Genomic DNA, 23,067 nt, shown 5'->3' on the forward strand with positions numbered 1-23,067 from the left:
TCCACGCCCGCGGTCAGGCTGGGCTGGGATGCTCGGCGCATGGCGGTGCTGTGCGCGAGGCTTCGGATGCCCATCCAGACGATCGGCGTGCTCGTCGTGCTCGCGGCGCTCGCGCTCATCGCGCTCGACGTCGCCGGCGTCGTCGAGATGGGGATCGTGGGCGCGATGCTCGTCGTCGCGGGCGTCGTGCTCATGGTCGCCTCGTCGATGCTGTCGCTCGCCGCGCCCGTCGTCGGTGGCGAGCCGCTCGAGCTCGACAGCCCCGTGGACGGGCCGTGGATGGCGCTCAACTCGCCGACGACGAAGGTGCCGAGCCACGGCACGCACGGCTACGGGCAGGCGTACGCCGTCGACCTCGTCTACGCGCCCGAGGGCGTCGAGCGTCCGAGGTTCGGCGAGGCCGGCGCCGCGTTCCTGCCGCCCGAGCGGTTCCCCGCGTTCGGCAGGCCCGTGCACGCCCCCGCAGACGCGACGGTCGTGCGCGTCGTCGACGGCATCCGCGACCACCGCAGCCGCTCGTCGTGGCTCGGCTTGGCGTGGTTCGTGCTCGCGTCGATCCCGCGCGAGCTGCGCGGCGTGCGCGGCATGCTCGGCAACCACGTCGTGCTGCGCCTCGGCGACGGCTCGCACTTCGCGATCGCCCATCTGCGTCACGGCAGCGTCGACGTGCGCGTGGGCGACGCGGTGGTCGCGGGAGCCCTGCTGGGGGAGTGCGGCAACACAGGCAACTCGACGGAGCCGCACGTGCACTGCCAGCGGCAGGACGTCGCGAGCCCGGCGCGTGCCGCGGGGCTGCCCTGGACGATCCGCGGCTCCGGCGTGCCCGCGAACGAGGAGACCTCGCAGCTCGCGATCGCAAGCTCCGCATAGGCGGCGGCCGGCGCCATCGCGCCCGCTGGCGCTCGCTCGCGGCGCGCGGCGGGCCACCGACCTGTCAGACTGCGAGGATGGGCGACCACTACGACACACGCGATCAGGCAGTCGAGGCGCTCCACACGCAGCTCGCTCGCCTCGGCTTCTCCACCACCAGGCTCGACGTCGCGGCGCTCGAGACGGACGTGCTCCGCGAGGACACGCGTCGTCCGGCACGCACCGCCGGCTGGACGTTCGACCCCACGCGCGGCGAGGCGCTGCGACGCAAGGCCGAGCGCTACCTGCGCTGACCCGGCTCGCCGACCTCAGGCGCCCGGACGCTCGCGCTCGTCGGCGCGGATGGACGCGACGTCGGGCATGATGCCCTCGTCGCGCAGCGCCTCCGCACGCTCGTCGACCGCGGCGTCCTCCGTGCCGCCCAGCAGGGCGTCGTCGGCATCGCGGTCGGGGTCGGTGGGGCGCTCGTCGCTCATGCGACCACGCTAGGCATGCGCCCGCGCGAGCGCGCGGGGTGGACATCGACCCGGCGGCCGTGCTCGGCGCTCATGCCGCGCACGCCACGCACGTGCGCGCCTGCGGCCGCACTGCGAGCCTGCCGGCCGGGATCGGCGCCCCGCAGCGCACGCAGCGCGGCGCCTCGCCGCGCGCGACGGCATCGGCCGCGGCGTCGAGCTCGACGATCGCCCGCGCCGCCGCCTCCCGCAGCCCCTCGAGCCGCGACCACTCCTCCGACAGCGGCACGCCGTCCGGGTCGTGCTCGTCGTCGTCCGACTCGCCGCGCCGCAGCGCCCGCAGCTCGACGAGCTGCTGCTCGAGCCGCGTCATCCGCTCCTGCGCGACGACGCGCTCCGCCGCGATGCGCGATGCGTGCGAGCCCTCGTCCATGTCATCCAGTCCAGCACGAGCCACCGACGTCTCACACGTCGACGACGTCGGCGTGCGCGAGCTCGTCGCCCGACGACGTGCGGATCTCGACGCTCGCGACGTCCTCGCGCAGCACGGCGGCGTTCAGGCGGCAGTCGACGGGGACCTCGGAGCCGAGCATGGCGCCGGAGGCGTGCTCCGTGCCGTCCTCGCCCACGACGACGACCGTGTAGGTCTCGCCTGCGGCGAGGCCCTCGATCGTCAGGACGGTCTCGGTGCCCCAGGTGTGGGCGACGACCGCGCCGTCGATCGCGATGCTCGCGGGGGCGCCGACGAAGTCGACCTCCTCGATCGCGCCGAGCGCCCCGGGCGCACCGGCGACGTCCTCGCCGCCGCGCTCGCCGAACGCAGCGGCCCCGATGCCGACGCCGATCGCGAGGCACGCCGCGGCCGCCGCGACGAGCGGCAGCAGCCGACGTCGGCGCCGCCGTCGGGCGTCGAGCGAGACCGGTGCGGCCACGGGCGCGGTCGGGGGAGCGGGTGCGATCGCGGGCGCGGGCGCCGCGACGTCCGCCGCGTCGTCGATCGCGGCGATGCGCGCCGCGAGCGGGTCGGACGGCTCGGCGTCGTCCCACGCCTCGACGCCCTCGAGCCGTGCGACGAGCGCCGCGAGCTCGGCACGCTCCGCCTCCGCGTCCGGCCTCGCGGCGTCGAGCGCGGCGAGCTCGGCCTCCTCGGCCGCGGTGAGCTCGCCGGCGAGCGCCGCTGCGGAGAGCTCGGCGTGCCGGTCCGGGGTGTCGTCATGCATCGGTGGCGTCCATCTCGTCGAGGGTGGTGCGCAGGGCTCGCAGCCCCGCGAAGACGCGCGTGCGCAGCGTCGCGGCGGGCACGCCCGTCGCCGCCGCGTGCTCGGCGTAGGAGAGGCCGTGCAGGTGCACGGCGACGATCGCCTCGCGCTGCGGCGCGCTGAGCCGCGCGAGCGCCTCGACCATGCCGAGCCGCTCGAGGGGATCGCGCACGTCGGCGACGGGCTCGGGATGCTCGCCCTGAGGCACGAGCCTCGGCCTGCGCGCGTGGGCACGGTGCACGTCGAGCACGATCCGGCGCTCGATCGCGAACAGCCACGTCCGCAGGCTGCCTCGGGCGGGATCGAACGACGCGCGAGCGCGCCAGGCGCGCAGGAAGGTCTCCTGCACGCAGTCCTCGGCGAGCGCACGGTCGTGCAGGGCGTTGACGGCGAAGCCCAGCAGCGCAGGCCCGTGCTCGGCGAACGCCGCACGCACGTCGAAGCGCGCGTCGCTCGCAGCGGCGTGGACGCCCGCGGCGGCGTCGTCCCGGTGCTCGCGCATGCGCCCCCGTCCCGCCGCAGACCTCGGCATCGCGATCGTCACCGTCGCCTCCCCAGGGTAGCCGCGCCGTGCGGTCCTCCCACGAGGGTGTACGTCGGAGCAGGGCGCCGCGTTCGCCGACGCGACGGATCCGATCCGCCGATGCGGATCCTCGTGATGGATGCGGATCCTCGCCCTCGATGAACGGACGGGGCGATCCGGGCGTACCCCCTCATGAGGCCGCACCGAGCGGGCACCCACCGAGAGGGAGCACAGCATGTCCGACCGCAGATCCATCCGCGCGATCGCGATCGGCGGCGTCGCAGCCGCCGCGCTCGCGATGACCGCACCCGTCGTCGCGCACGCCGCGACCGACGTCTCCGAGCCCGCCGAGTTCACGAGCGCGTTCGTCGTCACCGCGACGGCCGACCAGGTCGTGTCGAACGACGGCGTCGCGACCCCCGGCCAGGAGGGCGCGACCGGCCGCTTCGAGTACCGCGTGAACGCCGACGAGGAGATCATCTGCTTCGCCATCCGCCTCACGGGCGTGACCGGCGACTACCAGAGCCCCGCCGAGACCGCGACGCACATCCACGAGGCGGCGGCGGGGCAGCCCGGGCCGCCGCGCATCGCCTTCCCGAACCCCGTCGACGACGGCTCGGGCGTGCGCGTGAGCGAGGGATGCCTCCAGGGCCCGTTCACGACCGGCGTGCTCGACGCGCAGGGGGTCGACACCGGCGAGGGCTTCTCGCTCGCCGAGCTCGAGGCGAACCCCGCGGGCTTCACGAGCGACGCGCACACCGTCGACTTCACCGCCGGCGTCGTGCGGGGCCAGCTCGCCCAGGGCGCCCTCGAGGTCGACGAGCCCGACACGTTCACGAGCACCCTCGCGGTCGCCGCGACGGCCGACCAGGTCATCGCGAGCGACGGCTCGGCCGCTCCGGGCGAGGAGGGCGCGACGGGCGACTTCCAGCTGCGCATCAACGCCGACGAGGAGATCGTCTGCTACGCCATCACCCTCACGGGCGTGACGGGCGAGTACCAGAGCCCCGCCATCACGGCGACGCACGTCCACGAGGCCGCCGCGGGTGCTGCGGGACCGCCGCGCATCGCGTTCCCGAACCCCGAGGGCACCGGCGACGAGCGCAGGAGCGAGGGCTGCCTCCAGGGGCCGTTCGCCACCGGCATCCTGAGCGCCGACGGCGTCGACACCGGCACGGGCTTCTCGCTCGCGCAGCTCGAGGCCGACCCGGCCGCCTTCACGGGCGACTCGCACACGGCCGACTTCCTGCCCGGCGTCGTGCGCGGCCAGCTCGAGGCCGTCGAGGCCGAGTCGGCGTCGCAGGCCCCGGCAGCCTCGGAGCCCGCGGAGGCCGCCCCGGCCGCGGCAGCCGACGACGACGAGGCGGGCGCACCCGTCGGCATCGTCGTCGCGATCGTCGCGGCGCTCGCGGCCATCGCGGTCGTCGCGATCGTCGTGGTCCGCCGCCGCAGCGCGAAGGGCTGATCGCATGCCCGGGTCGACCGGGCGCAGCACGCAGGAGGGCCCGGCGGCATGCCGGGCCCTCCTCCGCGTGGTCGAGCGGGTCGCGCCGCGCTCAGGCGCCGCAGCGCCGACGACCGGGCTGGTCGGGGGGGGTCGCCTCGACGCGGTGCGCGCGCGTGCGCAGCGAGAGCACCTCCGCGAGGTGCTCGGCGACCGCAGCGGTCGCGAGCCCCTCGTCGTCGACGCTCGCGAGGCGTGCGGGGAGCGAGCGCACGAGATGCTCGAGCTCGGCACGCGCCTCGGCGTCCACGTGCTCGACGTCGTCCAGCGCGAGCGAGAGCACCTCCACCGCATCCCACAGCCCGGCGAGCGCGTACGCGACGGCCTTGGCCGGGTCCTGCTCGGCGCGCATGCGCCCCATCGCGCGCTCGCGGATCGCTCGTACGGCTCCTGACGTGCTCATCGGAATCCTCCTGCGACATAGGGTTTTCCGTGCCACGATCGTAGGCCATCGCCGGCGCGGCGCACTCGGCGCGCGCTCAGGATCCGTCGGCCCACGGACGGTGCGGCCGCGAGGGCTCCGCGGATGCCGCGGAGCGGGTGACGCGTCAGGCTGCGAAGCGCCTGCGGACGCGCTCGGCCTCGTCGGGGTCGAGGCTCCAGTGCTTGTGCTTCGTGTGCGAGAAGGCGGGACCGCCGTCGTCGGGCTCGCGCAGGAACGCGCGGATGCGACGGTCGGGCTGGCCGATCTCGCGGCTCAGCTCGCGAGGGGTGATGCCGTCGCCGGACGATGCGCGTCCGCGCGAGTCCACGGCGGTCGCGATCTCCTCGAGCGCGGCCCAGATGCCCAGCATCGCCTCGGTCATCTCCGCGGGCATGTCGGCGCGCATGGCGCGCGCCGTCGTCTCGTCGCGGATCGCCTGCAGCCTCTTGGCAGTCGACACGGTGCCTCCTGAGTCATCGTCCGCGCGCGTCGCACGCGCGCAGCGGATCCGATGGTACGAGCCGACGGGTGAGAGGCCCGCTACCAGCCCGGCGCGGCGCGTGTCGTGGTGCATACCATTCAGGCGCGCGCCGCGTGGCGCCGCGGGCGAGCCGCCATGCCGCGCTGCCGCTGCTCGTCGGGCGGGGGCTTCATCGGCACGAGCGGCACCGAGGGCGCGCCCTCGCCGCCGGGCGCGAGCGAGCGACCCGTGCGGCGCTCGTGCAGGGCGAGGACGCCCTGATGCGCCTCGTCGGGGCTGCCCCAGTAGCCGATGAGGGTGCGCCTCGCGCGGTCGTCCTCGGGGGTGACGGCACGGGCGTACCACTCGTGCCGCGCGCCGAGCGCGACGACCCGCACGATGGCGACGAGCTCGCCCGAGAGGGGGTGGCGGATCTCCCACTCCACGGGTCGCAGCGTCATGGCGGCGAGCGTAGGCGGCACCATCGACACCGCAGGCACCGTCGGCCGGGGACGGCGGTGCGAGATGCGCATCGCCTGGGCGACGCGCATCCCGCATCCGCTCGCGGATCAGGCGGTGGCGCGCAGCCCGTCGACGAGCGGCGTCGTCGGGCGACCGATGAGGCGCGAGAGCGTGCGGTCGGACGTGTCGAGCGCGCCGGCGGAGATGCCGCCGTCGAGCGCGGCCACGAAGCCCGCGGTGCCCGCGTCGAGGCCGGCGCCCTGCAGCGCGGCGACGTGCTCGTCGGTCGTCAGGCGCACGAAGCGCACCTCGCGGCCGACGACCTCGCCGATCGCGGCGGCGAGGTCGTCGTACGACCAGGCGACGTCGCCGGCGAGCTCGTACGTGCGGCCGGCGTGCGCGTCGTCGAGCGCGACGACCGCGGCGGCGTCGGCGAAGTCGACGCGGCTCGCGCTCGCGACGCGGCCGTCGCCCGCCGAGCCGGCGATCTCGCCCGTCTCGCGCGCCCGTGCGACGTCGGCGGCGTAGTTCTCGGTGTACCAGCCGTTGCGGAGGATGGTCGCGGGGATGCCGGAGGCGCGCAGCGCCGCCTCGGTCTCGACGTGCTCGGGCGCGAGCGGCAGGGGGGAGCCGTCGCCGCCGAAGATGCTCGTGTAGACGATGCGGCCGACGCCCGCGGCGACGGCGGCGTCGATCACGGCGCGGTGCTGGGGCGTGCGGCGGCCGGGCTCGGAGCCGGAGACGAGCACGACGGTGTCGACGCCGGCGAAGGCGGGCTCGAGCGTCTCGGGGCGGTCGTAGTCGACGTGCGCCGTGCGGACGCCCTCGGGAGCCTGGACGCGCTCGGGGGAGCGGGCGCCGGCGACGACGTCGGCGGGGGCGGCGCCGCGTGCGACGAGGCGCTCGACGACGAGCCGGCCGAGGTGGCCGGTGGATCCGGTGACGAGGATGGTCATGGGGAGTCCTTCCGAGACTGCCGCGCGGTCGCCGCGCGGTCCATCGACGTGCAGCGACGGAGGCGGAGGAAGCATTCCCATCGGCGGGTACCCACCTTCCAGTAGGGTACTGACGTGATGGTGAGTCTTGCGCAGATCCGGGCCGATCGACCGGGGGCGTTCACGCACGCGTGCCCGACCCGCACGGTCCTCGACCACGTGATGAGCCGCTGGGGCGTGCTCGTGCTGTGCACGCTCGGCGAGGGCACGCATCGTTGGAGCGAGCTGCGACGCGAGGTCGACGGCATCAGCGAGAAGATGCTCGCCCAGACGCTGCGCATCCTCGTCGCCGACGGCCTCGTCGAGCGCGAGTCGCTGCCGACGGTGCCGCCGCACGTCGACTACCGGCTCACCGACCGCGGTCGCGAGCTCGTCGAGCGCATGCTGCCGCTGCTCGCGTGGATCGGCGACAACGCCGACGACATGCTCGTCCAGGCGTCCTGACCCGCCCTCGGGAGGCGCTCGGCTCCCGGTCGTAGGCTCGGCGGCATGGACGAGCCCGACGCGTCGGCGTCCGACGCATCCTCCCCGTTGCGCATCGCGATCGTCGTGCCGTCGCACGACGCCGACGTGCTCGACGTCCTCGTGCCCGAGCTGCTCGGCACGGCGGAGGGCGCCGAGCTCGACGTCGAGGTCCTCGTCGTGCCCGCCGCCGCGGACGTCGCGGTCGCCGCCGCCGATCACGCCGCGACCGACGCGCGGATCGAGGTCGTCCCCGTCGCGCCCGGCGTGGAGGGCGCGACGGCGTTCGCGGACGCGCTGCGCGTCGCCGCGAGCCGTGCCGACGTCGTGGCGGTCCTCGGCGGGCACGGCCGCAACGACCCCGCCGAGCTGCCGACGCTGCTCGCCCGCCTCGACACGGGCGACGTCGACGTCGTCGTCGGCGACGGCCTCGCCGCGAGCGCCGCGCCCGGGTTCGTCGTCCTCCACGCCGACGTCGTGCACGTCGTCGCGGACCGCGTCGACGGCGGCATCGCGCGCATCCCGATCGTCGCGACCTCGCTCGGGCTCGCCGTCGCGACGGTGCCGATCGACGATCGCGACGCGCGGACGATCGACGACGTGGTCGACGGCTGGCACGCCTGGCACGACCGCGTCGTGCTCGCCGTCCTCGACCGGCGCGTGCTCCGGATCGTCGCCGCCGCCGGCGCGCTCGCGGTCGTCGCGGCGATCACGCTCGCCCTCGCGCTCGTCGTGCCGTGGATCGTCGGACTGTCGGTGCTGCCGGGCATGCTCGTCGCGATGACCCTCGCCCTCGTCGGCTCCCTCGTGCTCGTCGTCGCCCTCGCGACCGACGCCCTCCGAGCGGCCGTGCGCGAGCGCCCGCACCGCGCGCCCTGACGGTTCCCCGCCCGACGCGTCCGCGCCGACGCCCCCGACCGGACACGCTCGCACCCCGACTGGTCACCGTTGCACCCTGACTGGTCACCGTTGCACGCCGACTGGTCACGGTTGCACCCCACGAGCCACATCCGAGGTGCGACAGCGACCAGTCCTGCCCTCGCGTCCGACCCCTGCCGCCACGCCCCCGCAGCCCGAGGGGCGCTCGGCGCCGCGACGGGGTAGCATGGCGTGCAGCACCGGCGTCCGGCCGGTCGTCGCCCTGATCTCGGGCACGACCGATCCCGCCCCCGCCACCGTCAGGCCCATGGCCGATCCGCGCTCGCGGATCCACCAGGCTCGCGGACGGCGACCTCGACGCGACGTGCGAACACGACGACGCGACAGCGTCGAGAGGAGACCAGTGGCAGATCCGCAGGGAGCGGGCACTGCGACGGCCGATCGGCCGGACTCGCAGCGTCACCAGCAGCAGCAGCGTCGCGAGGGCGGCATCATCCCGAGGCTCGCGCGTGCCGCGCGCGAGGTCGAGGGCAGCGTGCAGCGCGGCGCCGCGAGCCGCAGCGCTCGCGCCAAGCTCCAGGCCGCCGCGATGCTCGTGCGCGAGGAGCGCACGCGCGTGAAGGGGGATGCGGGGCTCGGCCACGAGCGCCGCGCCGAGGAGCTCAAGCGCCTCGACGGCATCGCCCTCATCCTCGGCAAGGCCGCCTCGCGCGACCCCTCCCTGCTGCCGCTGCTCGGCGAGGGCGCGCCCCCGTCGGCCGCCGCGCAGGAGGCGCGTCGCACGATGCTGCAGGCCGCGGGCATCGAGGTCGAGCCCGAGCCGCAGCCCGTGCCCGACCCGGTCGCGACGATCGAGCTCGAGCGGCAGGTCGTGCCGTCGTCGGTCGAGGCGCAGCAGCTCGCGAGCCCGTTCCTCGCCCCCGACCTCGACGTGCCGCGTCGCGCGCCGAAGCCCGACCGCCTCGCGGGCTTCGACCTGCTCGACCCGCTGTTCCACTCGTTCGAGTACGGCGCCGACGGCACGGCGGCGACGATGGAGCTGCCCGAGGGCGTCGACCGCTTCACGCCCCGCGGCCTCGAGCTCATGCGCCACCAGGCGCAGCTCGTCGGTGCGGTCTCCGACGGTCACCGCAGCTTCCTGCTCGCCGACGAGCCGGGCCTCGGCAAGACGGCGCAGGCGCTCATCGCGGCCGAGGCCGCGGGCGCCTTCCCGCTGCTCGTCGTGAGCCCGAGCGTCGTGAAGATGAACTGGGCGCGGGAGGCGGAGCGCTGGATCCCCGGACGCTCGGTCTCGATCGTCCAGGGCGACGGCGCGAGGCTCGACGGCTTCGCCGACGTCATCGTCATCAACTACGAGGTGCTCGACCGCCACGTCGGCTGGCTGCGTCGCCATGGCTTCCAGGGGCTCGTCGTCGACGAGGCGCACTTCATCAAGAACACGACCTCGAAGCGGTCGCGCCACGTGCTCGACATCGCGGCGTCCATCCGCGCGCGCCACGGTCGGCCGCTCCTCATGGCGCTCACGGGCACGCCGCTCATCAACGACATCGAGGACTTCCGCGCGATCTGGCAGCTGCTGGGCTGGATCGACGGTCGGCAGCCGAACGCCGAGCTCACCGACGCCCTCGAGGCGACGCACCTGACGCCGATGGACTCGGCCTTCTACCGTGCCGCACGGCACGCGGTGGTCGACATGGGCATCGTCCGCAGGCGCAAGGTCGACGTCGCCTCCGACATCCCGGCGCGCACGATCGCCGACCTGCCGGTCGAGCTCGACGCCGTCGCCGCGAGGTCGATCCGCGAGGCCGAGCGCGAGCTCGCCGCGCGCCTCGTCGCCCGCTACGACCGCGCGGTCGCGGCGCGCACCGAGCCGACCGACGGCATCGACCTCGCCCTCGTGCGTCGCATCGCGACGAGCGAGGTCGACGGCGACGACGGTGCGGGCTCCGGCGAGAACGTCTTCCGTCTCGTGCGGCAGATCGGCACGGCGAAGGCGGCGCTCGCGGCCGACTACGCCGCGCAGCTCGCGCGCAGCGTCGGCAAGGTCGTGCTCTTCGCGAAGCACGTGGATGCCATGGACATCGCCGAGCGCACGCTCGCCGAGCGGGGCCTGAAGACGGTCTCGATCCGCGGCGACCAGACGCCCGCCGTCCGCCAGGCCGCGATCGACGCGTTCGTGAACGACCCCACGGTCGCCGTCGCGGTCTGCTCGCTCACGGCCGCCGGCATCGGCATCAACCTGCAGGTCGCGTCGAACATGGTGCTCGCCGAGCTCTCGTGGACGGATGCCGAGCAGACGCAGGCGATCGACCGCATCCACCGCATCGGCCAGTCGATGCCGGTCACGGTGTGGCGCATCGTCGCCGCGCACACGGTCGACACGCGCATCGCCGAGCTGCTCGACTCGAAGGCCGGCCTCGCGCAGGCGGCGCTCGACGGCATCGAGCAGGATGCGACGAGCGTCGACATGCGGCTCGAGACGCTCGTGACGCTGCTGGAGCAGACGCTGCGCGAGCGCGGCTGACCCGATCGATCGAGGCCGCTCGGCACCGCACGGCGGTCGTCGAGCGGCCTCGTTCGCGCGCGCGGTCGTCGGTGGCGTGCGCCATGCTGTCGGCATGGACGAGAAGGCGACGCTGCTCCGATACCTGCAGGTGCATCGCGACGCGCTGCTGTGGAAGCTCGAGGGCCTCTCGGAGCGCGAGGCGAGGATGCCGCGCACGCCCACGGGCACGAGCCTGCTCGGCATCGTGAAGCACGTCGCGTCGACCGAGGCCGAGTACCTCGGGCTGTGCTTCGACCGGCCGTGGCCGGAGCCCATGCCGTGGATGGACGACGAGGCCGAGCCGAACGCCGACATGTGGGCCGCCGCCGACGAGCCCATGGCGGAGGTCGTCGACCGCTACCTGCGCGTGCAGGCGCATGCCGAGGCGACGGTCGCGGCGCTCGACCTCGGCGCCGTCGGCCGGGTGCCGTGGTGGGGCGAGCAGGGCGAGGCCGTGACGCTGCACCGCGTGCTCGTGCACCTCGTCGCCGAGGTCGCGAGGCACGCCGGCCACATGGACGTGCTGCGCGAGGGCGTCGACGGCGCCGCAGGCATGCGCCGCGACGTCTCGAACCTCCCGGGGGAGGATGCCGTGTGGTGGGCCGAGCACGTCGCGCGGCTGCGCGCGATCGCCGAGGCCGCGCCCGCCGACTGAGCGAGGGCGGCCTCGACGCGGCTCAGGCGTGCACGAGGCGTGCGGCGTCGATGCGCTCGGCCGCGAGGGCCTCGGCCGCCTCGAGGGGCGTTGTGCCGCGCTCGCGCGCCGATGCGAGCACGCGACGCGTCGTGTCGCCGATGCCGAGCAGGCGCGCCTCGACCTCCGAGGCGGACGCGCCGTCGGCGAGCAGCGTGAGGTGGATGACGCCGCCGGCGTTCACGACGAAGTCGGGCGCGTAGACGATGCCGCGCTCGGCGAGCTGCACGGCGCCCGCGCGCTCGTCGAGCGGGTTGTTGGCGGGGCCGACGACGGCGCGCACCGGCAGGGAGCGGATGGCGGAGGCGGTGAGGACGCCGCCGAGCCCCGCGGGCACGAGCACGTCGGCGGGCGTGACGAGCGCCTCCTCGGGCGCGATCCACCGCGCGCCGAGCTCGTCGGCGAGCGCGCGCTTCGAAGGGACGACGTCGGTGACGACGAGGTCGGCGCCGGCCTCGGCGAGCATGCGCGCGAGGCGGCCGCCGACCTGGCCGAGCCCGGAGACGACGAACGATCGACCGGCGATGCCGCCGTCGCCGAAGGCCTCCTCGAGCGTGGGCGCGACGGCGGCGAGGACGCCGAGCGCGGTGCCGACGGCGGGCTCGCCGACGCCGCCGACCTCGGCGGGGAGGCCGACGACGTGGCGCGTCCGCTCGCGGACGACGACCATGTCGCGCTCGGTCGTGCCGACGTCCTCGGCGGTGCGGTAGCGGCCGCCGAGCGTCTCGACGAGGTCGCCGAGGTCGAGCAGCGCCGCGCGTCGCAGGTCGGCGCCGAGCACCGTCCCCATCGGCACCGCGATGACGGCCTTGCCGCCGCCCGCGTCGAGCCCTGCCGCGGAGTTCTTCAGCGTCATCGCGGCGGAGAGCCGCAGCGCGTCCGCCTGCCCGTCCGCCCAGGTCGGGTACGTCCACATGCGGCAGCCGCCGAGGGCGGGACCCAGCACGGACGAGTGCAGGGCGACCGTGATCGGCAGGCCCGACCTCGATCCGGATGCGGTGACGACGTGCTCGTGGCCGAGGTCGGGGATGGCGCTCATGGGGCTCGCTCCTTCGCGATGGGCTGCCGCGGATCGCGCGGCGTGGCACCCATGCTCCCGGTGCGATGCGATGCGCGCAATCGACGACGCGCCGCCTGCGCACGATGCGTCACCCGCGCGGGTGACACGTGCATCCTGCGCACGATCACCGCACCGTGACGGCACCCGTGTCGTGCACGACCTCGCCGCCGACGATCGTCGCGCCGACGCGCACGTCGGCGATGCGCGACGGGTCGACCTGCAGCAGGTCGTCGGAGAGCACGACGAGGTCGGCGAGGCGTCCGCGGGCGATCGAGCCGCGGTTGGCCTCGTCGCGCGTCGCGTAGGCCGACCCGAACGTGTAGGCGCGCAGCGCCTCCTCGGCGGTGACGGCCTCGTCGGGCGCGAGCGGCGCGCCCGCGGCCGTGCGGCGGGACACCATGTCCTGCATGCTCCAGATCGGGTCGGCGTGCACGATCGGCGCGTCGGTCGAGCCCGGCAGCACGATGCCGCGATCGAGCCACGACCGCATCCGATAGACCCATGCCATGCGCTCGGGCCCCACGGCCGCGAGCAGTCCGTCGCCCGTCTCCGACACGAAGCGACCCTGCGGCGACGGGATGAGGCCGAGCGATGCGACGCGATCGAGCTGGTCCGGGCGCGAGACGCCGCAGTGCTCGATGCGATGGCGGGGGTCGTGGCGCGGGGCGACGCGCTGCGCCTCCGCGACGGCGTCGAGCACGGCGTCGAGCGCGCGATCGCCGATCGCGTGCGTCGCGACCTGCCACCCGTTGGCGTGCGCTGCGACGATCGTGCGCGTGAGGTCCTGCACGTCGTCGATGAGGAACCCGGCGTTGCCGGGATCGTCGTCGAAGTCGCAGCACATCGCCGCCGTGCGGCCGATGAGCGAGCCGTCGCTCAGCACCTTGACGCCGGCGATGCGCAGCCGGTCGCCGCCGAAGCCCGAGCGGATGCCGAGGTCGAGGCCGAAGCCCGTCTCGCCGCCGCCGATGCCGCCGAGGTCGTGCAGCACGCGGTGGTACGGCATCGCGTCGATGCGCAGCCGGATGTCCCCGGCCTCGATGCCGTCCTGGTATGCACGCAGCTCGACGGGGCTCTGCCCGACCTGGCCCGGTGCGCCGATGCCCGGCTCCGTGACGGACGTGATGCCCATCGCGAGCAGCGCCGTGGACGCCAGCCGGGAGCCCGCGCGATGCGTCGCGAGGTCGACGGGCAGGAAGCGGTGGGTGACGAGCTCCTGCGCGCGCTCCTGCAGCAGTCCCGTCGGCATGCCGTCCGCGTCGCGCTCGACGTGCCCGCCCGGCAGGTCGGGGACCCGCAGGAGGTCGGCGTGGCCGGCATCGCGCAGGGCGGCGCCGTTCGCGACGCCCATGTGCCCGGAGGTGTGCTCGAGGTAGACGGGATGCTCCGGCGCGATGCTGTCGAGGACGGCGAGCGTCGGATGCGCGCCGAGCTTGTTCTGGTCGTGGCCGCGGCCGAGGATCCAGGTGCCCGCAGGGGCGTCGTCGACGGCTGCGCGGACGGTCGCGTAGACGTCGTCGAGCGTGGGGCAGGCCGTCGCGGAGAGGTCGAGGCGCAGCAGCTTCTGCCCGTAGAGGGAGAAGTGCAGGTGCGCGTCGTGGAAGCCCGGCACGACGGGGGCGCCGCCGAGGTCGACGACGGCGTCGGCGGTCACGCCGTCGAGCTCCTCGTCGAGCCCGACGATGCGCCCGCCGAGGACGCCGACGCGCGAGGCGCTGGGCCGTGCGGCGTCGCCCGTCCAGACTCTGCCGTGCTCGAGGATGGCGTCGAGCCTCATGCGGCCACCTCCTCGCGCGCGGCGCGCTCGGAGCGAGCCGAGAAGCCCGACATCCGGCCGACGCCGACGACGCCGACGAGCGTCACCGAGATCAGCACGACGTAGAAGGCGGCGATGCCGACCCAGCTGCCGCCGGCGAGGGTGAGCGAGAGCTGGGCGAGCAGCGGCGTCGTGCCGCCGATGAGCGTCGCGCACAGCTGGTACGACGCCGAGATGCCGGTGTAGCGGATCTCCACGGGGAACGCCTGCGCGAGGAAGCCCGCGAGCACGGCGTAGTAGCCGGACGTCGGCAGCATGACGGCGCACAGCACGAGCAGGATCGCCCATGGCTCGCCGCTGGAGATCAGCAGGAACGCCGGGAAGGCGATCGCGATGGCGACGAGCAGCACGACGACCATGAACCTCGTCGTGCCGAACCGCTCCGCGAGGCGCGCGGCGACGGGCTGCCAGGCGAACTGCACGACGACCGTCGCGAGCAGGACCATGAGCATCGTCTGCCGATCGACGCCCAGCTCGGTGGTCGTGTACGAGAGCATGAACGTCGACGTGAAGTACGCGCCGCCGATGCCGAGGCCGCACGCGAGGGTGCCGACCACCAGCATGCGCCAGTGATGACGCAGCAGCTCGCCGAGCGGCAGGCGCGGCACGACGTGCTCGGCGCTGCGCTGCTCGAACTCCGGCGACTCCTCGACCTTGAGGCGGATGACGAGGCCGACGACGACGAGCACGGCCGACAGCAGGAACGGGATGCGCCAGCCCCAGGCGAGGAACGCGTCCATGTCGAGGGTCCCGACCGCGAGGAAGGCGACCGTCGCGAGGATGTTGCCGACGGGGGAGCCCTGCTGCACCCACATGCCCGAGCGCACGCCCTCGCCCTTCGGGGCGCTCTCGGACGCCATGAGCACGGCGCCGCCCCACTCGCCGCCGACGGCGATGCCCTGCAGCGCGCGCAGGAGGATGAGCAGCACGGGTGCCGCGACGCCCCACGAGTCGGCGCCGGGGAGCAGTCCCATGCAGAAGGTCGCGACGCCCATGATCATGAGCGTGATGACGAGGGTGTGCTTGCGGCCGAGCCGGTCGCCGAAGTGGCCGAAGACGAGGCCGCCGAGCGGGCGGGCGAGGAAGCCGGCCCAGAACGTCGCGAACGACGCGAGCAGGCCCGTGGCGGCGTCCGCGTCCGGGAAGAACACCGCCGGGAGCACGAGCGCGGCCGCCGTGCCGAAGAGGTAGAAGTCGTACCACTCGATCGCGGTGCCGACGAAGGAGCCGAAGCGCGCCCTGCGAGCCCGCGTGCGCGGGTCGGTCGCTGCTGCCGTCGTGGTCATGGGGTCCTCTCGATGACGCGCTGATGCGTGCGACCCATCGTGCGACGGCACCGACAGGTTGTCGAATGCATCCTCTGCAGGTCCCTATGCTCTGGAGGCATGCCGGACCTGCGCGTGCTCGCCTCCTTCGTCGCCGTCGTCCAGGAGGGGTCGGTGTCGGGCGGTGCGCGTCGCGTGGGCATCACGCAGCCCGCGATGAGCAGGCAGATGCGCGCGCTCGAGGACGAGCTGGGCGTCACGCTCCTCGTGCGCGGCGCGGGCGCGCTGCGCACGACCCGGGACGGGGCGAGATTTTACGATCGCGTCTCCGACCTCCTGGCGCAGGCCGAGCACGTGATCGGTCGGACGAAGCAGGAGGCGGAGCAGCAGCGCACGAGCCTCCACGTCATCGCACCGTCCGCGACGATCGACTCCGCGATCGTGCCGTTCCTCGTCGCCGACGGGGAGGGCCTGCCCGTGCTCGACTGCGAGGCCGCGGATCCGTTCCGCGTGTTCGACGTCGCCCGCGCGCGCGGCGCGGACCTCGGCGTCTCGACGCGCGCCCCCGCGCCGGGATGGGTCCACAGGCGACTCGCGGACGGCGTCGTGCGCGCCCACATGCCGGCGTCGCATCCGCTCGCGCGACGCGGTGGCGTCGAGGTCGACGAGCTCCTCGCCGAGCCGCTCGTGCTGCTCACGCCCAACAGCGCCGCACGAAGGGTGCTCGACGAGGCGGTGCACGCCCGTGGTGCCGCCTACCGCGAGCACACGGTCGTGCGGCATCCGTCGATCGCGCGCGTGCTCGTGCGGACGGGGCAGGGCGTCGCCGTGCTCACCGACGATCCGTTCCCCGGCTGCGTCGCCGTGCCGGTCGTCGCCGATCGCGAGCCCGTGACGTTCCCGCTCATCGCGGGCTGGGATCCGGCGAACCCGAACGCGGAGCTCGTCGAGCAGGTCGTGACGCGCTTCGCGCGGCACATGCGTCGTGCGACGCGGCGCCGACTGCAGCGCGTGGCGCGCACGCTCGAGGGCGAAGGCTGACCGCTAGCGGACGGCGCGGCGCTCGCGGGCCTGCCGCAGCGCCGACGAGATGTAGCCGACCGCAGCCCAGACGTGGAGCACGAGGCCGGCGACGAGCAGCACGTACGCGGGCACGAGGAGCCACGGCGCGACGGTGACGGCCGCGACGAGCGAGACGAGGCCGAGGAAGAGCACGAAGGTGCGCACCTTGCCCACCCACGTGACGGGCAGGCGGCCCTCGGCGGCCGCCTTGACGCCGAAGAGGGTGGAGGCGACGTCGAAGACGATGAGCACGGCGAGCATCCACAGCGGCAGCGCGCCGATCACGGCGAGCACGACCGCGATGATCGCGGTGCCGAGGCGGTCGACGAAGGGGTCGAGCTTCGCGCCGATGACCGAGACCTGGTCGAGCCTGCGCGCGAGCTGCCCGTCGATCCAGTCGGTCGACGCCCACACGCCCAGCAGCACGACCGGCAGCCAGTCGCCCTCGCCGCCGCGCAGCAGCACGACGCACACGGGCACGATGAGGAGGAAGCGCAGCACCGTCACGAGGTTCGGCAGCGTGCGCCATCCAGCATCGCGCGGCGTCGACTCCATGGCGTCAGTCTGGCATCCTGGAGTCCTGCCTGCCGCGGCTCGCCGCGGATCGTGTCGCGGCATGTCCCGCGACAGGGGAATGCCGGTCGACGACGCCGCGTTGCCCCACCCGTCGCGACGCGCGCCCGCGCCCGACCCGAAGCACCCGCCGCCGCTCGACGCCGCGTCGCCTCACCCGGAGCACCCCATGGCATCCACGCACGCGCCCACGACCTCCCAGGCCTCGCCCGATCGGCTCGCGCCGTCCGACAAGGTCACCATCACGGTGCTCCTGCTGTCGGCGTTCGTCGTCATCCTCAACGAGACGGCGATGAACGTCGCGCTCGACGCGATCATCGACGACCTCGGCATCACCGAGCGTCTCGCGCAGTGGCTCACGACGGGCTTCCTGCTCACGATGGCCGTCGTCATCCCCATCACGGGCTGGCTCCAGCAGCGGCTCACGACGCGGCAGACGTACGCGCTCGCGATGGGCCTGTTCGTGCTCGGCACGATCATCGCGGCGGCGTCGGTCGGCTTCTGGATGCTGCTCGGCGGTCGCATCGTGCAGGCGGCGGGCACGGCGATCGTGTTCCCGCTCATGATGAAGACCGTCATGGAGCTCGTGCCGCCCGGGCTCCGCGGCCTCGTGATGGGCAACGTGTCGCTCGTCATCGCGTGCGCGCCCGCCCTCGGCCCGACGCTCTCCGGCGTCATCCTGCAGCACCTCCACTGGCGCTTCGTCTTCATCGTCGTGCTGCCGATCGCGGTGGGCTTCGCCGTCGTCGGGCTGTCGCGCCTGCGCGACGTGGGGGAGGTGCGGCCCGCTCGCCTCGACTGGCCGTCCGTGCCGCTCGCCGCGCTCGGCTTCGGCGGCTCGGTGTACGCGCTCGCGCTCATCGGCGACGTCGAGGCCCCGGCGTGGGAGCTGCCGCTCGCGGCGGTCGTGGGCGTCGCGTCGCTCGTGGCGTTCGTGCTGCGGCAGCGCGTGCTGCAGCGCGTCGACGAGGCGCTGCTCGACCTGCGCACCTTCCGCTACCCGCTCTTCTCGCGAGCGCTCGGCGTCATGGCCATCGCGATGATGGCGATGTTCGGCGCGATCATCGCGCTGCCGCTCGTGCTGCAGCGCGCCCTCGGCCTCGACTCGCTGCTCGTCGGCCTCGTGACGCTGCCCGGCGCCCTGCTCATGGGCGTGCTCGGCCCGGTCGTCGGTCGTCTCTACGACCGCCACGGCCCGCGCGTGCTGCTCGTGCCCGGCTCGATCGTCGTGCTCGCGGCGCTCGTGGGCTTCGCGACGTTCCTGTCGGCCGAGAGCCCGTTCTGGCTCGTGCTCGTGCTGCACGTGACGATGAGCCTCGGGTTCGCAGCGACCTTCCCCGTGCTCTTCACCGTCGCGCTCGGCTCGGTGCCCCGCAGCCTCTACGGCTCCGGCTCGGCCATGGTGTCGACGGTGCAGCAGGTCGCCGGCGCCGCGGGCACCGCGCTGTTCGTCACCGTGCTCGCGACGCGCTCCGCCTCGCTGCAGGAGGCCGGCGCCTCCTTCGCGCAGTCGTACGTCGACGGTGCGCGGCTCGCGTTCCTCGGCGCCGCGGTGCTCTGGGTCGTCGGCATCGTGCTCATCACGACGGTGCGTCGACCCGACGACGTCGTGACCGACCTCGACCACCCGACGCAGGAGCGCGTCGACGCCTGACGACCCCACCGCGCGCGGAGGATGCGGCGCTAGGGTCGGCGCGTGGACGGATTCCTCGCGCTCGTCGGCGACTACTGGTGGCTCGTCTTCCCGTTCGGCGGCTTCGTCTGGGCCGGCGTCGCGGGCGTCGGCCACTCGCTCGAGCGCGGCAGGCTGCAGCGCCACGAGATGCGCATGGAGCGGCTGCGCCTGCAGCACGGCGTCGTCGCGGGCGGCGCGGTCGGCACGGGTGGCGCGAGCGCCCCGGGCCGTGCCGACGAGGCGTCGCCGACCATCGTGCGCCGCGACGTCGACCGGGCGCTCGCAGCCCACGACGCCGTCTCGCGCCGCTGGCTCGACCACGAGCTCGACGCCGCGAAGGTCATCGACTACCCGCTCATGACCGACATGCGCGAGCCGCTCACGCGCGAGTTCCATCGGGCGAAGCGCCGTGCCGACGCGCTGCGGCCGGAGGTCGACGAGCAGCCCGACGCGGCGCTCGCGCGCGAGTACCGCGAGGCGGTGGAGGCGTTCGAGGACTCGTTCGAGGCGGCGCTCGCCGAGGCGCGCAGGCGCGCGCAGCACGACTTCACCGACGCCGAGCGTCGCAGGCTGCAGACGGCGAGGATGCTCGTGGGCATCGCGGTCGACGACGCCGCGACCGCCGCCGAGCGGCAGAGCGCCTACCGCCGCGCGAGGGCGGAGCTCGACGGGCTCATCGTGCTGCCGGACGCGACGGCCGCCGACATCGAGCAGCGCATCGCGGGCGCGCTCGGCCGCGGCACGGCGACGGTCTGACCGCCGCCCGTCGAGCGCTCGTCAGCGCTCGAGCGCGAGCAGCCGCTCGACGGCCTCGTCGACCGAGTCGACGAGCACGATGCCCTGCGCGCCCGGCCGGCCGCGCATGACGGCCTCGAGCAGCTGCCAGGCGGGGTAGCGCTCGGTCCAGTAGGCGCGGCCGACGAGCACGATCGGCGTCCACGACGCCTCGTCGGCGTACGACACCTCGCAGGCGTCCTGGAAGATCTCCTGCACCGTGCCGCCCTCGCCGGGCAGCACGACGATGCCGGCGGTCGCGACGCGCAGCAGCAGGTCCTCGCGCACCGAGTTCTGGAAGTACTTCGCCGCGGCGGTCTGGAACAGGTTCGGCGGCTCGTGCCCGTAGTGCCACGTCGGCACGCCGAGGGTGTCGGACGGCGAGGTCAGCAGCGCGCGGGCCTCGAGGCCCGTGCGCAGCCACCCCGCCATCGCGCCCGCGTAGGTCGGGACGGTCGCGACGATGCGCACCGCAGCGGCGAGCACGCCCTCGTCGACGCCGGCTGCGCGACCGCCGAGGTTCGCGGCCTCCATCGCCCCGGGCCCGCCGCCCGTGGCGACGGTGCGCCCGGCGATCGCGAGCGCCCTGCCGAGGCGTGCGGCGTCGAGGTAGGCGGGGTCGTCGCGCTGCACGCGGTGGCCGCCCATCACCCCGACGATCCGGCGGCCGCGCACCCACTCGGTCAGCGCGTCGTCGATGGCGTGGTCGTGCATGGCGCTCGCGAGCGTGTGCGCGACGTCGCGCGAGCGCTGGCGCGACCACGCGTAGACGCGGGCGTCGAGGCTGCGCTCGTGGTGCTCGGGCGGCACGTCGAGCAGCTCGTCGGGGGAGTAGAGGGTCGACCGGTAGGCGTTGAACGGCGTCTCGGGCACGTCGCGGAAGACGAGCGCCCCACCTGCGACGAGACGCGCCTCCAGCTCGGGGGAGAGGTCGCATCCGAGCAGCACCGCGCCCTGCGGGTCCACGCCCGCGAGCGCGTCGTCCCGGTCGCGCAGGTCGAGGTCCTGCAGCCGCCAGCCGTCCATCGAGCGCGCGCCGCGCGCGAGCAGCCGGTCGAGCTGCGCGAGGGAGTCCACGTCGACGATGCGCCCGGTGCTCGACTGCATGGCGCGAGCCTAGCCGCGCCGCCGGTGCCGGCCGCCGGGCTCGAGGGTGCAGAATCGCCTCACGAGCGAAGGAGACCGATGTCGGCACCCGACGAGCCCACCGCGACGACGCCGGGGCGGCACGCACCCGCCGAGCGACGCGACAAGGGCCTCAAGCCCGACGCGATCGGCTTCTGGGACGGCCTCGCGATCGGCCTCGACTCGACGGCGCCGGCGTACTCGCTCGCGGCCGTGCTCGGCTCGATCGTCGTGATCGTCGGCGTCAAGGCGCCCGCGGTGCTGCTCGTCTCCTTCGTCCCCATGCTCCTCATCGCCGGCGCCTTCTCGTACATGAACCGCGCCGACCAGGACTGCGGCACGACGTTCTCCTGGGTCACGCGCGCCATGGGCCCGTGGGTGGGATGGATGGGCGGCTGGGCGATCTTCACGACGGGCGTGCTCGTCATCGGCGCCCAGGCCGACGTCTCCGCCTACTACCTGCTCGACATCGTCGGCCTCGACGACCTGCGCGACACCCGGTGGATCGTCGTGGCGCTCGCGGTCGTCATCATCGTGGTCATGACGCTCATCTGCGTCCTCGGCACCGAGCTCTCGGCCGCCGTGCAGCGCGTGATGGTGCTCGTGCAGGTGGGCGCCGTGCTGCTGTTCGCGGGGCTCGGCATCGCTGCGATGGCCTCGGGGGACGTCGCGGCCGATGCGCCCACGTTCTCGCTCGACTGGCTGAACCCCGTGGGCGTCGAGCCGAGCGGCCTCATCGCGGGCATGCTGCTCGGCGTCTTCATCTACTGGGGCTGGGAGTCGGCGGTCAACCTGTCGGAGGAGTCGAAGGACTCCTCGACGTCGCCGGGCCTCGCGGGCATCGTCTCGACGGTGCTGCTGCTCGTGACCTACGTGACGACGGCCATCGCGATCATCGGCGTCGCCGGGCTGTCGACCGTCGAGGCCTACGACGACGACGCCGGCCTCTTCGGGGCGGTCGCGAGCCAGGTCATGGGGCCGTTCGGCTGGATCCTCGTGCTGTCGATCATCGTGTCCGGGCTCGCCTCGACGCAGACGACGATCCTGCCCGCGTCGCGCACGTCGCTGTCGATGGCGGTCGCGGGGGCGTTCCCGAAGGCGTTCGCGAAGGTGCACGAGCGGTTCGAGACGCCGGCCTTCGGCACGTGGGTCATCGGCATCGTCGCGATCGTCTGGTACGTCGGGGCGTCGATCGTGAGCGAGAACTTCCTCTTCGACTCGCTCACCGCGCTGTCGATCGTCGTGGCCTTCTACTACGCGCTCACCGGCATCGCCTGCGTCGTCTACTGGCGGCACGCCCTCACGCGCAGCGTTCGCGGCTTCCTGCTCGTCGGCCTCGGGCCGGCCGTGGGTGCCGTGACCCTGCTCGTGCTGCTCGTGGCCGCCGTGATCGAGCAGGCCGACCCGGAGGCGTCGTACTCGGGCACGCCCATCCTCGGCGTCGGCGCCCCCCTCGCGATCGCGATCGCGCTCTTCCTCGCCGGCATCGTGCTCATGGTGCTGTGGTACCTCGGCGAGGGCCGTGCGTTCTTCTCGCGGCGCGGTGGCGAGTCGGTGTCGCAGGAGGTCGCGACCGCCGCGCTCGGCCCGATCGAGCTCGCGCATCCCGCCGCGAGCGTCGACGCCGACTCGACGTCGTGACGCATAGCGGACGCAGAGGATGCAGGACCAGGCTGACGCCATGACGACGATCGCCGACTTCACCATCACCAGGAACGACGGCACCGAGCAGGCGCTCGCCGACTACGCGGGCAAGGTCGTGCTCGTCGTCAACACGGCGTCGTCGTGCGGCTTCACCCCGCAGTACGAGGGCCTCGAGGAGCTGCACCGCCGCTTCGGCGACCAGGGCCTCGTCGTGCTCGGCTGCCCCTCGGACCAGTTCAAGCAGGAGACGGGCGACGACGCGGCGATCGCCGAGTTCTGCCAGGTGAACTACGGCGTCAGCTTCCCGCTCTCGGCGAAGGTCGCCGTCAACGGCAAGGACGCGCACCCGCTGTTCCGCTGGCTCCGCAAGGAGCAGGGCGGCATCCTCGGCGACGCGATCAAGTGGAACTTCACGAAGTTCCTCGTCGGCCGCGACGGCTCCGTCCTGAAGCGCTACGCGCCCACGGTCGAGCCCCGCGACATCGCGGCCGACGTCGAGCGGGCGCTCGCGGCCTGACGGCCGCGGCACCCGCTCGCGCCG

At 74.2% G+C, this 23,067-nt stretch carries 25 protein-coding genes; 12 read left to right on the plus strand and 13 right to left on the minus strand.

Features of this window, described 5'->3' with window-relative positions:
• Window positions 1-66 precede the first annotated feature (66 nt).
• Together ABD249_RS04480 and ABD249_RS04485 are read left to right on the plus strand one after the other, a co-directional pair.
• Window positions 67-870 (plus strand): M23 family metallopeptidase, encoded by an 804-nt coding sequence (locus tag ABD249_RS04480; protein WP_344340796.1) that lies wholly within the window; start codon window positions 67-69, stop codon window positions 868-870.
• A gap of 77 nt (window positions 871-947) precedes the next feature.
• Entirely contained in the window at window positions 948-1,163 is a 216-nt protein-coding gene (locus tag ABD249_RS04485) for a hypothetical protein (protein WP_344340798.1), read from the plus strand.
• A 15-nt stretch (window positions 1,164-1,178) separates the two neighbouring features.
• Here ABD249_RS04485 and ABD249_RS04490 read toward each other — a convergent pair whose 3' ends face one another.
• The 4 genes from ABD249_RS04490 to ABD249_RS04505 form a co-directional block, all read right to left on the minus strand.
• On the minus strand, window positions 1,179-1,346 hold the full coding sequence (locus ABD249_RS04490) for a hypothetical protein (RefSeq protein ID WP_344340801.1): 168 nt from the start codon (window positions 1,344-1,346) through the stop codon (window positions 1,179-1,181).
• A 70-nt stretch (window positions 1,347-1,416) separates the two neighbouring features.
• Complete coding sequence (locus ABD249_RS04495) at window positions 1,417-1,758, minus strand: TraR/DksA family transcriptional regulator (protein WP_344340803.1); 342 nt, start codon at window positions 1,756-1,758, stop codon at window positions 1,417-1,419.
• 31 nt (window positions 1,759-1,789) lie between these two features.
• On the minus strand, window positions 1,790-2,545 hold the full coding sequence (locus tag ABD249_RS04500) for a hypothetical protein (protein ID WP_344340805.1): 756 nt from the start codon (window positions 2,543-2,545) through the stop codon (window positions 1,790-1,792).
• Window positions 2,538-3,086: a sigma-70 family RNA polymerase sigma factor gene (locus ABD249_RS04505; RefSeq protein WP_344340808.1), complete on the minus strand. Its 549-nt coding sequence runs from the start codon at window positions 3,084-3,086 to the stop codon at window positions 2,538-2,540. Before ABD249_RS04505 ends, ABD249_RS04500 begins: the two co-directional genes overlap by 8 nt.
• A gap of 256 nt (window positions 3,087-3,342) precedes the next feature.
• Between ABD249_RS04505 and ABD249_RS04510 the strand changes: the two genes are divergently transcribed.
• Complete coding sequence (locus ABD249_RS04510; RefSeq protein WP_344340810.1) at window positions 3,343-4,572, plus strand: CHRD domain-containing protein; 1,230 nt, start codon at window positions 3,343-3,345, stop codon at window positions 4,570-4,572.
• 91 nt (window positions 4,573-4,663) lie between these two features.
• On the opposite strand, the gene ABD249_RS04515 is transcribed toward ABD249_RS04510, so the two are convergent.
• The 4 genes from ABD249_RS04515 to ABD249_RS04530 form a co-directional block, all read right to left on the minus strand.
• Window positions 4,664-5,014: a hypothetical protein gene (locus tag ABD249_RS04515; protein WP_344340813.1), complete on the minus strand. Its 351-nt coding sequence runs from the start codon at window positions 5,012-5,014 to the stop codon at window positions 4,664-4,666.
• A gap of 145 nt (window positions 5,015-5,159) precedes the next feature.
• Window positions 5,160-5,495, minus strand: a complete 336-nt coding sequence (locus ABD249_RS04520) for a hypothetical protein (protein WP_344340816.1) — start codon at window positions 5,493-5,495, stop codon at window positions 5,160-5,162.
• Between the two features lie 119 nt (window positions 5,496-5,614).
• Window positions 5,615-5,956 carry a hypothetical protein gene (locus ABD249_RS04525; protein ID WP_344340819.1) on the minus strand — a complete coding sequence of 114 codons (342 nt, stop codon included), beginning with the start codon at window positions 5,954-5,956 and terminating at the stop codon, window positions 5,615-5,617.
• Between the two features lie 108 nt (window positions 5,957-6,064).
• Entirely contained in the window at window positions 6,065-6,913 is an 849-nt protein-coding gene (locus ABD249_RS04530) for an SDR family oxidoreductase (protein WP_344340821.1), read from the minus strand.
• Between the two features lie 114 nt (window positions 6,914-7,027).
• On the opposite strand from ABD249_RS04530, the gene ABD249_RS04535 reads away from it, so the two are divergent.
• The 4 genes from ABD249_RS04535 to ABD249_RS04550 all read left to right on the plus strand — a co-directional run bounded on the left by ABD249_RS04535 (window position 7,028) and on the right by ABD249_RS04550 (window position 11,493).
• Entirely contained in the window at window positions 7,028-7,396 is a 369-nt protein-coding gene (locus tag ABD249_RS04535; RefSeq protein ID WP_344340823.1) for a winged helix-turn-helix transcriptional regulator, read from the plus strand.
• 45 nt (window positions 7,397-7,441) lie between these two features.
• On the plus strand, window positions 7,442-8,293 hold the full coding sequence (locus ABD249_RS04540; RefSeq protein ID WP_344340826.1) for a hypothetical protein: 852 nt from the start codon (window positions 7,442-7,444) through the stop codon (window positions 8,291-8,293).
• A 403-nt stretch (window positions 8,294-8,696) separates the two neighbouring features.
• The gene (locus tag ABD249_RS04545) at window positions 8,697-10,817 is read left to right on the plus strand and encodes a DEAD/DEAH box helicase (protein WP_344340828.1); all 2,121 of its coding nucleotides are present in this window, start codon (window positions 8,697-8,699) and stop codon (window positions 10,815-10,817) included.
• 94 nt (window positions 10,818-10,911) lie between these two features.
• Window positions 10,912-11,493: a DinB family protein gene (locus tag ABD249_RS04550; RefSeq protein WP_344340831.1), complete on the plus strand. Its 582-nt coding sequence runs from the start codon at window positions 10,912-10,914 to the stop codon at window positions 11,491-11,493.
• A 22-nt stretch (window positions 11,494-11,515) separates the two neighbouring features.
• Here the strand turns inward: ABD249_RS04550 and ABD249_RS04555 are convergent, their stop codons facing one another.
• The 3 genes from ABD249_RS04555 to ABD249_RS04565 all read right to left on the minus strand — a co-directional run bounded on the left by ABD249_RS04555 (window position 11,516) and on the right by ABD249_RS04565 (window position 15,694).
• Window positions 11,516-12,571, minus strand: coding sequence for a Glu/Leu/Phe/Val dehydrogenase dimerization domain-containing protein (locus ABD249_RS04555; RefSeq protein ID WP_344340833.1), 1,056 nt, complete (start codon window positions 12,569-12,571; stop codon window positions 11,516-11,518).
• Between the two features lie 145 nt (window positions 12,572-12,716).
• Entirely contained in the window at window positions 12,717-14,369 is a 1,653-nt protein-coding gene (locus tag ABD249_RS04560) for an amidohydrolase (RefSeq protein ID WP_344340836.1), read from the minus strand.
• Entirely contained in the window at window positions 14,366-15,694 is a 1,329-nt protein-coding gene (locus tag ABD249_RS04565) for an MFS transporter (protein ID WP_344340839.1), read from the minus strand. The genes ABD249_RS04560 and ABD249_RS04565 overlap by 4 nt, the downstream gene beginning before the upstream one ends.
• Window positions 15,695-15,793: 99 nt before the next feature.
• On the opposite strand from ABD249_RS04565, the gene ABD249_RS04570 reads away from it, so the two are divergent.
• Entirely contained in the window at window positions 15,794-16,714 is a 921-nt protein-coding gene (locus tag ABD249_RS04570; RefSeq protein ID WP_344340841.1) for a LysR family transcriptional regulator, read from the plus strand.
• Window positions 16,715-16,717: 3 nt separating this feature from the next.
• Here ABD249_RS04570 and ABD249_RS04575 read toward each other — a convergent pair whose 3' ends face one another.
• Window positions 16,718-17,290 (minus strand): CDP-alcohol phosphatidyltransferase family protein, encoded by a 573-nt coding sequence (locus ABD249_RS04575; RefSeq protein WP_344340844.1) that lies wholly within the window; start codon window positions 17,288-17,290, stop codon window positions 16,718-16,720.
• Window positions 17,291-17,477: 187 nt separating this feature from the next.
• Between ABD249_RS04575 and ABD249_RS04580 the strand changes: the two genes are divergently transcribed.
• Window positions 17,478-18,962, plus strand: a complete 1,485-nt coding sequence (locus ABD249_RS04580; protein WP_344340846.1) for an MDR family MFS transporter — start codon at window positions 17,478-17,480, stop codon at window positions 18,960-18,962.
• A gap of 42 nt (window positions 18,963-19,004) precedes the next feature.
• A complete protein-coding gene (locus ABD249_RS04585; protein ID WP_344340848.1) occupies window positions 19,005-19,739 on the plus strand; it encodes a hypothetical protein in 735 nt (244 codons plus the stop codon).
• Between the two features lie 21 nt (window positions 19,740-19,760).
• On the opposite strand, the gene ABD249_RS04590 is transcribed toward ABD249_RS04585, so the two are convergent.
• Window positions 19,761-20,864 (minus strand): LOG family protein, encoded by a 1,104-nt coding sequence (locus ABD249_RS04590; RefSeq protein WP_344340851.1) that lies wholly within the window; start codon window positions 20,862-20,864, stop codon window positions 19,761-19,763.
• A gap of 78 nt (window positions 20,865-20,942) precedes the next feature.
• Here ABD249_RS04590 and ABD249_RS04595 point away from each other — a divergent pair, with 78 nt between their 5' ends.
• A complete protein-coding gene (locus ABD249_RS04595) occupies window positions 20,943-22,523 on the plus strand; it encodes an APC family permease (protein WP_344340853.1) in 1,581 nt (526 codons plus the stop codon).
• Between the two features lie 40 nt (window positions 22,524-22,563).
• A complete protein-coding gene (locus tag ABD249_RS04600) occupies window positions 22,564-23,043 on the plus strand; it encodes a glutathione peroxidase (RefSeq protein WP_344340856.1) in 480 nt (159 codons plus the stop codon).
• The last annotated feature ends 24 nt before the right edge of the window (window positions 23,044-23,067 follow it).

It is taken from the genome of Agrococcus versicolor, from assembly GCF_039531815.1.
In the GTDB taxonomy this organism is placed as follows: Bacteria; Actinomycetota; Actinomycetes; order Actinomycetales; family Microbacteriaceae; genus Agrococcus; species Agrococcus versicolor.

What these genes read in the sequence shown, in the direction of transcription:
- ABD249_RS04480 (WP_344340796.1), top strand. Translation starts at nt 67, where the DNA reads ATGCCCATCCAGACGATCGGCGTGCTCGTCGTGCTCGCGGCGCTCGCG.
- ABD249_RS04485 (WP_344340798.1), top strand. Translation starts at nt 948, where the DNA reads ATGGGCGACCACTACGACACACGCGATCAGGCAGTCGAGGCGCTCCAC.
- ABD249_RS04490 (WP_344340801.1), bottom strand. Translation starts at nt 1,346, where the DNA reads ATGAGCGACGAGCGCCCCACCGACCCCGACCGCGATGCCGACGACGCC.
- ABD249_RS04495 (WP_344340803.1), bottom strand. Translation starts at nt 1,758, where the DNA reads ATGGACGAGGGCTCGCACGCATCGCGCATCGCGGCGGAGCGCGTCGTC.
- ABD249_RS04500 (WP_344340805.1), bottom strand. Translation starts at nt 2,545, where the DNA reads ATGCATGACGACACCCCGGACCGGCACGCCGAGCTCTCCGCAGCGGCG.
- ABD249_RS04505 (WP_344340808.1), bottom strand. Translation starts at nt 3,086, where the DNA reads ATGCGCGAGCACCGGGACGACGCCGCCGCGGGCGTCCACGCCGCTGCG.
- ABD249_RS04510 (WP_344340810.1), top strand. Translation starts at nt 3,343, where the DNA reads ATGTCCGACCGCAGATCCATCCGCGCGATCGCGATCGGCGGCGTCGCA.
- ABD249_RS04515 (WP_344340813.1), bottom strand. Translation starts at nt 5,014, where the DNA reads ATGAGCACGTCAGGAGCCGTACGAGCGATCCGCGAGCGCGCGATGGGG.
- ABD249_RS04525 (WP_344340819.1), bottom strand. Translation starts at nt 5,956, where the DNA reads ATGACGCTGCGACCCGTGGAGTGGGAGATCCGCCACCCCCTCTCGGGC.
- ABD249_RS04530 (WP_344340821.1), bottom strand. Translation starts at nt 6,913, where the DNA reads ATGACCATCCTCGTCACCGGATCCACCGGCCACCTCGGCCGGCTCGTC.
- ABD249_RS04540 (WP_344340826.1), top strand. Translation starts at nt 7,442, where the DNA reads ATGGACGAGCCCGACGCGTCGGCGTCCGACGCATCCTCCCCGTTGCGC.
- ABD249_RS04550 (WP_344340831.1), top strand. Translation starts at nt 10,912, where the DNA reads ATGGACGAGAAGGCGACGCTGCTCCGATACCTGCAGGTGCATCGCGAC.
- ABD249_RS04555 (WP_344340833.1), bottom strand. Translation starts at nt 12,571, where the DNA reads ATGAGCGCCATCCCCGACCTCGGCCACGAGCACGTCGTCACCGCATCC.
- ABD249_RS04560 (WP_344340836.1), bottom strand. Translation starts at nt 14,369, where the DNA reads ATGAGGCTCGACGCCATCCTCGAGCACGGCAGAGTCTGGACGGGCGAC.
- ABD249_RS04565 (WP_344340839.1), bottom strand. Translation starts at nt 15,694, where the DNA reads ATGACCACGACGGCAGCAGCGACCGACCCGCGCACGCGGGCTCGCAGG.
- ABD249_RS04570 (WP_344340841.1), top strand. Translation starts at nt 15,794, where the DNA reads ATGCCGGACCTGCGCGTGCTCGCCTCCTTCGTCGCCGTCGTCCAGGAG.
- ABD249_RS04575 (WP_344340844.1), bottom strand. Translation starts at nt 17,290, where the DNA reads ATGGAGTCGACGCCGCGCGATGCTGGATGGCGCACGCTGCCGAACCTC.
- ABD249_RS04580 (WP_344340846.1), top strand. Translation starts at nt 17,478, where the DNA reads ATGGCATCCACGCACGCGCCCACGACCTCCCAGGCCTCGCCCGATCGG.
- ABD249_RS04590 (WP_344340851.1), bottom strand. Translation starts at nt 20,864, where the DNA reads ATGCAGTCGAGCACCGGGCGCATCGTCGACGTGGACTCCCTCGCGCAG.
- ABD249_RS04595 (WP_344340853.1), top strand. Translation starts at nt 20,943, where the DNA reads ATGTCGGCACCCGACGAGCCCACCGCGACGACGCCGGGGCGGCACGCA.
- ABD249_RS04600 (WP_344340856.1), top strand. Translation starts at nt 22,564, where the DNA reads ATGACGACGATCGCCGACTTCACCATCACCAGGAACGACGGCACCGAG.